Source organism: Paenibacillus sp. FSL H8-0168 (assembly GCF_038592955.1).
GTDB lineage: Bacteria > Bacillota > Bacilli > Paenibacillales > Paenibacillaceae > Paenibacillus > Paenibacillus polymyxa_B.
This window is the reverse complement of sequence record NZ_CP151948.1, coordinates 2,710,795-2,724,133: the sequence shown is the minus strand read 5'-3', so window position 1 is coordinate 2,724,133 and position 13,339 is coordinate 2,710,795. Positions and strand designations below refer to the sequence as shown.

9 protein-coding genes and 1 pseudogene are annotated in these 13,339 nt (G+C 44.2%); 5 read left to right on the top strand and 5 right to left on the bottom strand.

The window, feature by feature from the left end:
- The first annotated feature begins 93 nt into the window (after positions 1–93).
- A complete protein-coding gene (locus MHI21_RS12530) occupies positions 94–462 on the top strand; it encodes a DUF423 domain-containing protein (RefSeq protein WP_061831662.1) in 369 nt (122 codons plus the stop codon).
- A gap of 91 nt (positions 463–553) precedes the next feature.
- On the opposite strand, the gene MHI21_RS12525 is transcribed toward MHI21_RS12530, so the two are convergent.
- Both MHI21_RS12525 and MHI21_RS12520 read right to left on the bottom strand, forming a co-directional pair.
- The gene (locus MHI21_RS12525) at positions 554–1,417 is read right to left on the bottom strand and encodes a sugar phosphate isomerase/epimerase (protein WP_342420125.1); all 864 of its coding nucleotides are present in this window, start codon (positions 1,415–1,417) and stop codon (positions 554–556) included.
- 19 nt (positions 1,418–1,436) lie between these two features.
- Positions 1,437–2,171 carry an alpha/beta fold hydrolase gene (locus tag MHI21_RS12520; RefSeq protein WP_342420124.1) on the bottom strand — a complete coding sequence of 245 codons (735 nt, stop codon included), beginning with the start codon at positions 2,169–2,171 and terminating at the stop codon, positions 1,437–1,439.
- A 190-nt stretch (positions 2,172–2,361) separates the two neighbouring features.
- Between MHI21_RS12520 and MHI21_RS12515 the strand changes: the two are divergent.
- The 3 genes and pseudogenes from MHI21_RS12515 to MHI21_RS12505 form a co-directional block, all read left to right on the top strand.
- Positions 2,362–4,009, top strand: a pseudogene (locus MHI21_RS12515) (glycosyl transferase); the annotation flags it as partial.
- A gap of 95 nt (positions 4,010–4,104) precedes the next feature.
- Entirely contained in the window at positions 4,105–5,229 is a 1,125-nt protein-coding gene (locus MHI21_RS12510) for a GGDEF domain-containing protein (protein WP_341161442.1), read from the top strand.
- A 168-nt stretch (positions 5,230–5,397) separates the two neighbouring features.
- Positions 5,398–5,916: an NAD(P)H-dependent oxidoreductase gene (locus MHI21_RS12505; protein WP_165179664.1), complete on the top strand. Its 519-nt coding sequence runs from the start codon at positions 5,398–5,400 to the stop codon at positions 5,914–5,916.
- Between the two features lie 88 nt (positions 5,917–6,004).
- Here the strand turns inward: MHI21_RS12505 and ectB are convergent, their stop codons facing one another.
- Positions 6,005–7,267 (bottom strand): diaminobutyrate--2-oxoglutarate transaminase, encoded by a 1,263-nt coding sequence (gene ectB, locus MHI21_RS12500; RefSeq protein WP_069291890.1) that lies wholly within the window; start codon positions 7,265–7,267, stop codon positions 6,005–6,007.
- Positions 7,268–7,859: 592 nt separating this feature from the next.
- On the opposite strand from ectB, the gene MHI21_RS12495 reads away from it, so the two are divergent.
- Positions 7,860–8,546, top strand: coding sequence for a response regulator transcription factor (locus tag MHI21_RS12495; protein WP_165179665.1), 687 nt, complete (start codon positions 7,860–7,862; stop codon positions 8,544–8,546).
- A gap of 5 nt (positions 8,547–8,551) precedes the next feature.
- On the opposite strand, the gene MHI21_RS12490 is transcribed toward MHI21_RS12495, so the two are convergent.
- Both MHI21_RS12490 and MHI21_RS12485 read right to left on the bottom strand, forming a co-directional pair.
- On the bottom strand, positions 8,552–11,113 hold the full coding sequence (locus MHI21_RS12490) for a response regulator (protein ID WP_341161444.1): 2,562 nt from the start codon (positions 11,111–11,113) through the stop codon (positions 8,552–8,554).
- Between the two features lie 146 nt (positions 11,114–11,259).
- The gene (locus MHI21_RS12485; protein ID WP_341161445.1) at positions 11,260–13,260 is read right to left on the bottom strand and encodes a methyl-accepting chemotaxis protein; all 2,001 of its coding nucleotides are present in this window, start codon (positions 13,258–13,260) and stop codon (positions 11,260–11,262) included.
- Positions 13,261–13,339: the final 79 nt, after the last annotated feature.

Here is a 13,339-nt window from a genome sequence, read left to right as displayed (position 1 = left end):
GAGAGTCGAAAAATTCTATAAGTTTAGAGATTCACAAGGAAAATTGACGAAATCGATTGGAATCGGTACTATTTCACAGGGAGGCGTTAAAACATGAAAATTTTGCTATTGCTTGGTTGTATCGTGATGTTTTTAGCCGTAGCTCTGGGAGCGTTCGGCGCGCATGCATTGAAAAAAAGACTTTCCGCAGACATGCTCAGCATATTCCAGACAGGAATTCAATATCAAATCGCTCATGGACTGGGTTTGCTACTGCTTGGAGTTCTTGCTGACAGCCTTGTCCATTCTTCTCTCATCGTAACCGCAGGTTGGGTTATGCTAGTGGGTATTCTCCTGTTTTCCGGCAGTCTGTATGCCCTTAGTATATCCGGTGTGAGAAAGCTTGGGGCAATCACTCCCCTTGGCGGGTTGGCTTTTTTGGCAAGCTGGGTCATTGTAATCGTGGCGGTTGTGCAAGGTTAAAGAAGGATAAAGGAACGGAGACTTGGAAAAGGAGGCGCTTCCAAGTCTCTCAATTATTAACGCAGCATTCCTGATTATATGAAAGAATGCACTATCTCGTCTGCACTTGTTGCACTTGTTGCGCTTTCTGAGCGGCTATCCGATGACCTTCGATATAACGTCTGGATTCAGCCATCTCATGCTCCTGAGCAGCTTCCATAATAATATGAACCCCCGGCTTGTACTGCTCCAGTAGTTCCATGTAGAGGCCATAGTTCATGTCTCCAAAACCCGGCGGCACCGTCTCAATTTCACCTGACGATGACAACCGCCGGTCTTTGGCATGCGCTGCGATAATCCGGGGGCCTAGCAGTTGGAAAGCTTCGCGGATGATCTCATCCTGTTGCGCCAGATTTTCCGTTTTCAGCAGATTACCCGGATCAATCACAACACCGATGTGTGAAGAAGGTACTTCCTCCAGAAAGGTAGCCAACTCTACGGCGGTTCCGACCAAGTGATCATTTGCAGCTTCCAATCCTACGAATACGCCCCACTTCTCCGCTTCATCTGCTAATTCACGCACTACTTCCCTTACAACTCTCCAGTCACGTTCCGTATAGGCAGTACCGTCCTCATTACGTCCGACTTCAGCTGCAACCATTGGTGCTCCTAACAGACCCGCATATCGGATCAGCTCTTTGAAGCGCTCTACATTTTCACGCAGCAATTCCTCATCCTGTATAAAAAAATGTAAATAGCACCCGAGCACCGATATGGATACACCATGCTTACGAAATTCTTCTGCGATAGACAGTGCCAATCCCGGATTGAACTTACCCGGTTTATTAAAATCTACATCACTGATCGCTCTCCACGGAGCCAGCTGAACATGAGTAAAGCCCGCTGCGCCTACCTTTGCAGCCAATTCACGATAAGGCAACTTGCCAAACAAATGTGCCAATACACCTACTGTCACTAAAAATCACCTCTTATTTTTATTGTTGTATGCTACTTGTCACCGAACTCTGCTCCAAGGTCTCATTGATGATGTGCGTAATCCGTTCCACTTCATCATGAATAAAAAAGTGTCCTCCCTCAAAGGTAAACATACGAAATTGCTGATCCGTATGGTGTGCCCATGCCTCCGCATCTTGTAAGGTCACCGTGTTATCGGTCATTCCCGTCAAAGCGGTGATAGGACAATGTAAAGGTACGGCTTTAGCCATGTACTTGTACAACTCGACAGCTTTGAAATCCGCTCTTAACACTGGCATAAAATAGTCGTATAATTCCCGATTGTCAAAAATCGCTTCCGAAAGCTGACCGTACCGCTGCAAATGCGTCCTGAACTGATGTGCGGGCAGATCGTGTAACCACGGGGAATTTCTTGGGACATGCGGTGCCCGTCCACCCGAAACGAACAGATGTGCAGGCTTGCCATATCCAGCGGCCACCAGCTTGTAGTACAGCTCGAATGAGATCATCGTCCCCATACTGTGACCGTATATGGCATAAGGATCGCCGGGGGCTATCTCTTCGCTGATCTTGTGCAACAGATCCTCGCTCATCTCCTCAATGCTTTCCTTTAGCGGTTCCCCAGAACGAATACCTCTGCCCGCTAATTCCAGTGGAACAAGCTTAATCTGCGGAAGCAGCAACTTTTTCCATTTGAAGCTGACCGACGCCGATCCGCCTGCATACGGGATAAAAAATAATGTGATAGGTGCCATTCTTGCAACCTCCTGCCTTGCTAAGTTCTAACTTTTTCATTTTAGCATAAAAAGGTATATTTACCCATTTCAAATATTTTGCAAATTCCAGAAGAATGCTTGAGAAAATCAAGCACATTTTGTATAAGGCAGGAAATGTTTTTCTAAAGAAAGAACGGCTTTATGTTTGAATATAATCATGTGTTGGGCCTTAGGTAATGAACGATTTTTTGGACTGATTTCCAATACAGGTGGCGGCTATGCATTTTACCGGGATGGCTCGCTTACGTCGCTTAACACGTTACCGGTACAACAATATTCCAGTCGACAATGGCGGTCGCTATTTTTATATTTATGATAACGGGGATTATTGGACTCCAGGCTGGATGCCGGTCAAACGGGAGCTGGAGCAGTATGAATGCCGCCATGGACTTGGCTATACCTCAATTATGGGGGAACGCAGCGGTATTCGGGTCACGCAACTAGCTTTTGTGCCCTTATCCTTTGACGGCGAGGTCCATCAGGTTAAGCTTCATTGCGCAGTTTGCGGATGAATCTGATGTAGAACGAGCGTTGAGTGAGCTGCGAACTTATTGGAATAATTTGCTGTCCAAGTATACCCTTCAAAGCCACGACGACAAGCTGAACCGAATGGTAAACATATGGAACCCTTATCAGTGTATGGTTACGTTCAATATGTCGCGTTCCGCTTCGTATTTTGAATCTGGTATCGGGCGTGGAATGGGCTTCCGGGATTCGAATCAGGACTTGCTCGGTTTCGTCCACCAAATACCGGAGCGGGCGCGGGAACGGATTATCGACATTGCCTCTACTCAATTTGAAAACGGGGGGGGCTTATCATCAGTACCAACCGTTAACCAAAAAAGGAAATCACGAGGTTGGCGGTGGCTTTAACGACGATCCGTTGTGGCTTATTGAGGGTCGAATAGCCGAATCCGTGTTCATCGCCGGATTATTTGTATATACGGGACCGGATTTTATTGAGCTTTGCAAGCGCAGAGGATTGGATGAGGAAGCGGCAACCGCTCAAGCATATGTGGATCGTATGCAAACAGCCACATTGGAGCATGGTTTTGACGGGGAATGGTTCTTACGTGCTTATGACCATTATGGAGACAAAATAGGGAGCAAGGATTGTGAAGAAGGTCAAATTTCATTGAACCTCAAGGTTTCTGTGTCATGGCAGGAATTGGTGTTGAAGAAGGTCTAGCTCAAAAAGCTCTCGATTCTACACGTGATCGGTTAGAAACTCCCTACGGCATCATGTTGCAAAATCCACCGTATTCTCGCTATTACATCAACCTGGACGAAATCTCATCTTATCCTCCCGGTTATAAGGAAAATGCCGGTATTTTCTGTCACAATAACCCGTGGATTATGATGGCGGAAGCCGTAATAGGACGTGGGGACCGTGCTTTCGAGCTGTATAGCAAAATTGCACCCGCCTATCTGGAGGACATCAGCGACATTCACCGCACCGAGCCGTATGTGTACGCTCAAATGATTGCGGGCAAGGATGCTGTTCGTGAAGGCGAAGCCAAAAATTCCTGGCTGACGGGTACAGCGGCATGGAACTTTATAGCTATTACTCAATTCATTCTCGGTATTCAGCCTGAATGGGATGGTCTGCGTATTGATCCGTGCATTCCTACAGCCTGGGACGAATTCACAGTCACCCGTGTCTTCCGCGGTGATACCTACGTGATTCATATCACGAATCCACAGCATGTCTCCAAGGGTGTAGTTACAGTTACCTTAGATGGCACCGTCCTTACGATAATATTCTGCCGGTTGCAGGGGACGGGGCTATCCACCAAGTAAAAGTGTTGCTAGGCTAGCAAGTTCATGGCCTTCAAAAAAATTAGCTTCAACTTCATCACATAGTATCTTATAATACGAGAATGGCTAAAGATACATTAAGTGTGGTGACATCATGAACAAGACAAAACGGCTTACTCAAACCATGGATTACAAAACAAAGCAAGCCCGCTGGGTACGCAAAATGTTATTACTGTATTGGATGATTATAGCTGTACATTTTATCGTCCAGCTGGGCAGCTACTTATTTCTTGATTACCACGCTTCGCCTTATGAATTTTACGTCGGAACCCTCATTGTTCCCACGCTAATCATGAGTGGTTCCAACTTACTGGCAGAGTTGGCTCATTTTAAATTTAACAGGTATTCTTTTGCGATCCTGTTTATGGCAAGCTCCGTCATTTGCTGGATGATTATTCGCCTAAATTATGATATCCGGATTATTCCTGCGCTATGTTTGTTGCCTATTTTCTCTTCTATTCTGTTCTTCAATCGTCGCTTAATATGGCTTTCCTTTGTATTGCAAGTGGTCGTCTTTTTTCTGTTGCTGGCAGCAGATGGATCATTCCGCAGCTATTTGTCAGACTTTGATATCGTGGCGATTCCAACCTTTTTAATTATATCCACCTTTATTGCTCTCATTATTCAGGCCAGCGGCCGCGATTTGTTAGTGGATTTGTATAAAACAAAGCGTGCCCAACAGGAATTAATGATCAGTAACGCGATTATCAGCAAAATGTCAATGACTGATGGTTTGACAAAGCTCTACAATCATTTGTCCTTTCAAAACTTTTATGAAAAAGCACTCGAATATGCTGAACAAGGCGCGATCATCCATCTGGCGTTAGTGGATATTGATAATTTCAAGAAGATCAATGATACTTACGGACACCAGTTCGGAGATAAAATTTTGGAAGGCATCTCGCAAATCATTACAGAGCAGATTACCGCAAATGACATTGCGGCTCGCTATGGCGGTGAGGAATTTGCTATTTTGATGTTTGAGCATACTTTCGAAGAAGCTTATCAGATCGTCGAAAACATCCGGCGTGAAGTGGAGAAAATGACCTTTCAGGAGAAATTGCAAATCGTTTCTGTAACCGTAAGCATTGGACTGAAAAGCTATACAGAGGAAATGAACAAAGATAAAGATGTATTTTTTCAGCAAGCAGATGACTATCTGTATCAAGCTAAGCGCTCCGGGAAAAACAAAATTGTTGCTCTTAATCATATCGCTTAATGTAAAAACACTTCATTTGATGGACTCCGGCATGAGCTTGCCGGAGTCTTTTGAATATAGAGCTTAAAATGTAATAGAGTTGACAATTCCATAAGTTGAAACTAAAATTGTTACATATGTATTAGTTATTTACTTACAATAAATAAGTTCGAAGGAGATGGTTTTTAAATGTCAACCCTCGTTATTGTCGTTCACCCTGATCTTGCGCAATCTCGCATTAACAAAAGATGGGTGCAAGAACTCAAGAAACAATCCGACGTGACCGTTCACAACCTGTATGAGGTATATCCAGATGAGCAAATCAATGTCGCCCAGGAGCAGGAACTGCTAGAGCAGCATGACCGTATCGTTCTGCAATTCCCTTTTTACTGGTACAGCACTCCTTCTCTGCTGAAAAAATGGCTGGATAAGGTTCTAACCTACGGCTGGGCTTATGGAAGCGAAGGTGGCAAGCTACAGGGCAAAGAGTTGTTGATCGCCTTGTCTGCTGCCAGCGTTGAGGAAAATTATCAACATGACGGACGGAACAGGTATACGATCGAAGAGCTGTTGAGACCTCTGGAAGCTACAGGCCATATGATTGGTGTCAAATTGCTCCCTTATTTCGTACAATATGGTGCTGCAGTATTGACCGATGAGCAACTAGAACAATCCGCACAAAAATACGCCCAAACGGTTATTTCTTAATTTTTTACTAGAAAGCCCCTTGGACGGCGCCCGCCATACCTGCTTTACAGCAGACGGCAGCTCCAGCCAAGGGGCTTTACTGATCGATTTACATCGTAACCAAGGTACTGGTTACCTGTGCCATACTTTCTTTAATAATTTCGCAGCCCTTACGCAAGTTTTCCAAGCTTATCGTTAACGCTGGCATAATTTTAATTACCGTATCGTTACGCCCAGCGCGTTCAATAATGAGTCCCCTACTAAAGCAGAGAGACGCTACCTCCTTGGCGAACACTTCTCCCAGATGAGACACATCAATCCCCCAGATCAATCCCATGCCACGAATTTCAATAAGAGGATCTATCGATTGGATATGTTCACGTAAGAACTGCTGAACAAAAGCCTCTTTTTCCTTCACTTGTGCTTCCAGCTCTACCGTATCTCTGAACTCCAGCGCAGCCTTTGCCCCGACGAAAGCAAGCTGATTTCCACGGAAGGTGCCGTTATGCTCACCCGGACTCCATATATCCAATTCTGGCTTCAGTAGCAACAGAGACATTGGCAATCCGTATCCACTGATCGATTTGGACAAAACAACCATATCAGGAACAATTCCCGCCCGCTCGAATGAGAAGAACGATCCAACCCGGCCGCAACCGACTTGAATATCGTCAACAATGAGCAAAATATCATGATCATCGCACAGCTGTCGCAAATCACGCAGCCATTCGGTCTCTGCAATATGAATACCGCCTTCAGCCTGTACCGTTTCCAAAATGATCGCGGCAGGCTTTTCCACACCCGAATGGGTGTCTGTTAAAAGCTGCTCCATATACAAAATGGTATCCATTCCGTTAAATGTGCTGTTATAAGGTATGAAGGTAACATTGTTCAGGGGAACCCCTGCGCTCTCTCTCATGGAGTTGTTGCTGGTAATAGATAAACTACCCAGCGACATCCCGTGGAACGCGCCCATAAAAGCAAAAATACCATTTCTGTTTTTCACCTTGCGTGCAAGTTTCAGTGCTGCTTCCACTGCATTAGTTCCGGTCGGTCCGCAAAATTGCAGCTTATAATTCAAGCCCTTGGGCTGGAGAATACGCTCTGAAAAAGACTCCATAAACTCTTGCTTGGCCGTCGTGTACATATCCAGACCATGCATAATCCGGTCGGAAGTTAAATAATCCAATATCCGATTTTTCATAAAATCATTATTGTGCCCATAGTTCAAAGCCCCTGCACCGGCAAAAAAGTCAATGTAGCCCTTGCCTGCCTCCGTGTACAGTACATCGTTTTTAGCTTTGTTGAAAACAACTGGAAAACTTCTGCAATAGGATCTTACATTGGACTCCAGCACTTCGAATGTGTTCATGATCTCTCGTCCTCCCGCTGACCTGATTTTAAAAAATACAAGCATGGAAAGCAAAAAAATGTAAATATGTAATCTAAAAGAGTAGACAGTCTGAATTCACAATGGGATATCCACACCAAAGAATCATAAGTATGATCGCAAGAACAATTAAAGTACGAAAATTAAATACAGAGATAGCACATTGAGAGTAAGTTAGTAGAAGATTAAATAGTGGGTTTTTCTAAGAGGCCTATCAGAGGATGTCAACTCCTATGTAATAAAATACCATAATTTTCATTTAAGTCAATGCATGTTTCTGAGGTGTTTTGTTAAATTTTTGTAATTTATTATCAACGGCTTGTAGTATATTGTTATAAGAAAACGAAAATTGTCGTATTATAGAAATAAATCTCAAAAATAGTACATTTCCATATCAAATAGATATACATCTGGACTATTTGTCCACAGGATTGCCACAACAAACCTGATCTTTTGACAGACTGTCCAAAGGAGTTTACTCTATCAACAGGACCTGCCAAAAACTTGTTGTAAACTATTGCAGCTATCCTAACTATTTGGCTCGAATTTGATAGAAAGATAAGGAAATATGATCATGTCTAATGTTTTAATTATTGAAGATGACAATATGCTGGGAGATACCCTTTCCTTGTATTTAACAGGAGAAGACTACAACGTTACTCGAGTGGAACAAGCGTCTGAGGGTATTGCTAGGCTTGAGATCGTACAGCCCGATATTATTTTGCTGGATCTGTTGCTTCCAGATTTGGATGGAATGAATCCCTGCCCACTGATACGCAAGCATACGGACGTGCCCATCATCGTGATTTCTACAGAAAACAACATATCAGAGCGCATTCGTACACTTACGTTGGGAGCAGATGATTATATTTGCAAGCCTTTTAGTATGCAAGAGCTAAAAGCACGGATAGAGGCTCTTTTCCGTCGTATTGAAATCACACGCTTGCAAGGAAGAGGCAGAGCACCTGAACCTGAAACGGGCATTACTTTGGATCTAGCGAAAAGAATGATTACCGTTAACGGACAGAATGTGGAGACAACATATTCAGAATTTGAGCTCATGAAGCTTTTTTATTTGAACCGGGGAATTGTATTCAGCAGGTATGCTTTGATTCAAGCTCTCCGTGGCACAGACTCCTTTATTAATGAGAGGGCTGTGGACGTACATATTAACCATTTACGCAGAAAAATTGAAAAAGACCCTAAGAAACCGCAATTGATCAAGACCATCTGGGGAATCGGCTACAAATTTATGCAATAATACGGTCAGCTCCAGGGAAGTGATGACTTGATCTGATTAATCTCCTTCTGAACCATACTGAGTTGCTCTTTCCAGTCCGGATACAGTTCACCTGTTGAGGTTTCATTGCTGCGCTTCAATGCCTTTTCCAGCTCTATCACCTTTGCCAGCAGCTCTGGCGCGCATAGATTCCCCGTTCCTCCCTTAAGCGAGTGGATTAATCGAAGAGCAGAAGATAACTGCCCATTGCCCATTTTTTTCACTACTCTCTTATCAAGATGCTGGTATTCTTGAATCCATTTATAAAGGGCAAATTGAAAAATATACACCTTGCCATCCATAGCGGTTATCGCCTGCTCTGCGTGAATACCATGTAAATCTTGCAGCCACGCTAAGTTAATCCAGCTAGTTAACACTCTAGCAGCGTTCAGCTCATGGATAGGCTTGAGAAGCACGGCATTAATACCGGCACGAAGACAAACTTCCTGTTCATGCTGCACAGCATCAGCGGTAAAAGCGATAATGGGAAGTCTGTTAAAAGCTTTGTTTCTCCGAATATGTCTCGCCGTCTCAAAACCATCCATCTCTGGCATATGCAGATCAAGCAACACCATATCCCAGTAACGCAGTTCCAGTAACGCTATTAGTTCTCTTCCGTTCGTGACCATCGTTACCTCAAAGTTACGCTCTGCTAAAAACTCGGTAATTACCACCTGGTTAATTTCGTTATCCTCTGCTATGAGAATTTGATACTTCTGTGTTGTATCCCCCACCTCATTGCGGGAACTCATGGTCACATGAGTCTCCAGAGTATTACCATCTGCAGGCACTGACTGTTCCTTCTTCCAGCAGAGAACCTCCAGCAGAGCGTTCCGGGTAACGGGCTTGGACAAAAAGGCATCGATCCTATGATCCATGTCCCCATCAGCTATGGTTTCCATCTGAAACACGGTTGTAAGTCCAATGATCTGAGTTATCTGCCTATCCAGCATTTGAAGCCATTGCCTCCGGGAGTCCAGTTCTCTAAAACCTTCCATCCCCATATCAATGATAACAAAATCAAAATGCTCACCCTTTTGAAAAGCGTCCATACTTTCTTGGAAGGATGAAATAGTGAATGGTTTTAATCCCAAATCTTGCAGTAGTTCGTTCAAGCTGTATTTCACCAGTTCATGTTGTGCAACAATTAAGGCTTTGCCTTTGATTTGTTTTTCTATTCGTGTGCTTCCCGCATTCAATTCCCCGGTATCCAACTCGACATTAAAGTAAAATTGACTGTACTCTCCTAATTGGCTTTTCACCTCTACTTTCCCCCCCATAGCTTCAGCCAAATGCTTGCTAATGGCCAAACCCAGCCCAGAGCCCCCATATCTGCGGCTGGTTGAGGTACTCGCCTGGATAAAAGGGACGAATAGCTTGTCCATACACGTCTCAGAAATTCCTATTCCCGTATCTTCTACCATAAAAGAAACGCCTACTCGTCCGCCCTGCTGACTGAGCATTTTCACCTGTAACAATACATGTCCCTGATCCGTAAACTTGATGGCGTTGGTCAGAAGATTTGAAAGCACCTGCTCCATTCGAAGCGGATCACCCTTAAACCTTTTCGGTAACGCCAGGTCCGTTATAAATACGATCTCTATTTCCTTATCTTCCAGCAAAGTTCCAACGGTATCTGCGAGATGCCGAAGCATTTTTTCCGGCTCAAATTCTACCTTTTCCAGTTCCAGACTGCCGGCTTCCATTTTGGAAAAATCCAATACGTTACTGAGCATGGATGAAAGGGTACGCGAGGAGGCAAGAAGCTTGTCGAGGTAATCTCTTTGAACGGCAGTCAGTTCAGTCTTATTCAATAGCTTTGACAGACCGATGATTCCATTCAGCGGGGTGCGGATTTCGTGACTCATATGAGCCAAAAAAATGCTTTTCGCATGGTTAGCCTCGTCCATCTCCATTCTCTTCTGCTCGGAGGCTTTATACTCTGTAATATCCAACACGTGACCGATAACATACCCAGTAATCCCGTCCTCCATAACCGGATGTAAGGTAATGAGAGCCGAATATTCCCAAAACTCCAATTCAAATACGGTTCGATCACCAAACCAAGCTTGCTTGTAGTATTGACTAAGCTGCTCCATCGTTTCAGAGGAAAGCTCCAATATGTCCCCGAGACGCTTCACATGCTCCCTTTTGTTGTAGTTGACTTGCAGATTCAGACCTACGCGCTCCAGCAATTCCCCTTCAAGCAGCCTATAATAAAATTCATCACCACTTTTCTCCAGCCTGAAGGTAAAACCCGGTTGGACCCGAAGTAAATTCAGCAGATCACGGTCTTTGTTTAACAAACGTTGTCCATATGTATACTTAGCGGTCATTAAAGTGTGCACAAACAGAATCATGAACATTAGACCAATCCCTAGCTCCAGCAAGCAGGTCAGCAGTGTTTTATCACTTATGCCAAAATATAAGAACAGAATTCCTGCCACTCCATAAAAAACACCTGTAATCGCCTGACGAACAAGCTGACGCTGAAAAATTAAAACTAACAATAATATCACGATAGCACATAGCATTAAATCTCGAACCAAGTGTTCGCCCCCCTTATAATCTTCCATGTTTTGTACAATAAATCGAAAATATAAAAAAACTCAGGACAGATTCCTTATGCCATAAGGCTTAAAGAACTGTCCCGAGCATTCATTGTACTATAGATTCCATAGGGTTCAAGCTCGTTTTAATATTTGAAACGACTGATCATCACCTTCAAATCAGTAGCCATGGTTGAAAGCAACTGTGCAGAAGCTGATATTTCCTCCATGGAAGCCAGCTGCTCTTGTGAGGAGGCGGCAACTTCCTCAGATGTGGCGGCATTACCGGTTGCAATCGTCGCCAGTTCGTTGGCTGTCGCTGCAATCTCTTGTACACTGGCTGATATTTGCTGTGCAATCGCAGCGACCTCCTCTACCTGAGGTGTTGTCTCTCGAATGCCTTCCATCGCATGACCCAACTTGACAATGGTTGCTTTGGAAATCTGCAGTCCATCCTGCACCTCAGTCGTAACCCTGTCCATCGTCTTCACTGTTGTTTCGGTTTCATGCTGAATTTCGGCAATCAAGGTGGCAATCTGTGTGGCGGATGTCTGAGACTGCTCTGCCAGCTTGCGCACCTCATCAGCAACGACGGCAAAGCCTTTTCCATGATCACCCGCTCTGGCTGCCTCAATAGCTGCATTCAATGCCAGCAGGTTTGTCTGATTGGAGATATCGCCGATAACCTTCGTAATTTCACCGATTTCATGAGAGCGGGCTTGCAAGGTTTGAATCATCTGGTTGGAACGCTCTACTGATTGATGAATGGAATTCATTTGCTCACCTGTCTGCTCAACAGACTTTCGTCCTTCCTCGGCTTGCAAGGCAGATCGTTTGGCCAAATCGGCTACCGAAATCGAGCGTTCAGCGATTTGGGTGATTCCTTGTGCAATTTCATCGAGGGCCACCGAATTATTTTCCAGCCCTGTAGTCTGCTTCTCTGCACCACTGGCTATTTCTTGCACAGCCTGGGACACCTGCTCACTTGCAGCACTGGTTTGTTCCGCGCTTATTGTCAGTTCATTCGAAGAAATTGCGACATGATCTGCACTGTTCCCTACGTTCTGAATGACAGATCGCAAGTTATTCTGCATATTTTGAAAAGCCACTCCTAATTCTCCGATCTCGTCCTCGCTCTTTACTTGAATGTCCTGTGTCAGATCTCCGGCGCTCACATTTACCGCTTGTTCTTTTAACTTTAAAATCGGTTTGATGATGGAACGGATCAGGAAATAAACGATGATAATACCAATCACAAGACAACCGATGATGGTTAGTAAAGTGCTGATCAAAATCGGTCCTGCTGCCTCATCGACTTCAGACAAATATAGCGTTCCGCCTATCTTCCAGCCAGTTAGCTTGTTAGTCGCATAGTTCATATATTTGGGCTGTCCTTCATACTCATACTCGTATTCACCAGCATCGCTCTGAAACATGCGTGATTCAATATCTGTAATTTTGGTGCCCGCTTCCTTCGTCGGATGTACAATGTAAGTATGGTTGCTGTCCAGCAATATAGCATAACCCTCATGACCTACTTTAATATTGTTCAACGTCTCTTTAATACCACTTATTTTCAGGTCAATGCCAATAACACCCGATCCATCTGACGTTGCCTTGGACACCGTAACCGTCATTTGCTTCGAGCTTGCCGAAAGATAGGGAGAACTAATCGCTGTCTTTGCTTGCTCCTTTATCGCTTTATCGTACCAAGGTCTGACTCGTGGATCATAATTATCCGGTAATTGCTTCTGTGGATAGGTTGTAAATTTACCGTCCTTCGTACCATAAGAAATGGATTCTGCTTCAGGATGAAGTGCAGCATATTGCTTAAAAAACTCTTCCAGTTTGGCCGCTTGTTCCTCCGTCTCTACCCGATTGCCTTTTAGTCTTTCTGCAAAATATTCTGCATCATGTACCTTGGGTTCAATAGTACTATCAATAATAAAATTAGTGCGGATGATAGCCTGCTCGGCACTTTCTTCAATCTGGTTTCGAATCTGCTGACTAGCGCTCACAAACGACAAAGCCCCCACGATCATGGACGGTAAAATCAGAAATGCAATAAAGGCGACCATTAGCTTCGTTTTAAAATTTTTGCTGAGCATCCTTGCGACTAGCCACTTTTTCCCCGATAACTTCTTCATTAATAAACATCTCCATTTCATTACCTGGATTTCCTAACCTATGGCGAACCTCTTCGTCTTGCCGATGACGACAATCACC

What these genes read in the sequence shown, in the direction of transcription:
- MHI21_RS12520 (WP_342420124.1), bottom strand. Translation starts at nt 2,171, where the DNA reads ATGGCACCTATCACATTATTTTTTATCCCGTATGCAGGCGGATCGGCG.
- MHI21_RS12530 (WP_061831662.1), top strand. Translation starts at nt 94, where the DNA reads ATGAAAATTTTGCTATTGCTTGGTTGTATCGTGATGTTTTTAGCCGTA.
- ectB (WP_069291890.1), bottom strand. Translation starts at nt 7,267, where the DNA reads ATGAACACATTCGAAGTGCTGGAGTCCAATGTAAGATCCTATTGCAGA.
- MHI21_RS12510 (WP_341161442.1), top strand. Translation starts at nt 4,105, where the DNA reads ATGAACAAGACAAAACGGCTTACTCAAACCATGGATTACAAAACAAAG.
- MHI21_RS12505 (WP_165179664.1), top strand. Translation starts at nt 5,398, where the DNA reads ATGTCAACCCTCGTTATTGTCGTTCACCCTGATCTTGCGCAATCTCGC.
- MHI21_RS12485 (WP_341161445.1), bottom strand. Translation starts at nt 13,260, where the DNA reads ATGAAGAAGTTATCGGGGAAAAAGTGGCTAGTCGCAAGGATGCTCAGC.
- MHI21_RS12495 (WP_165179665.1), top strand. Translation starts at nt 7,860, where the DNA reads ATGTCTAATGTTTTAATTATTGAAGATGACAATATGCTGGGAGATACC.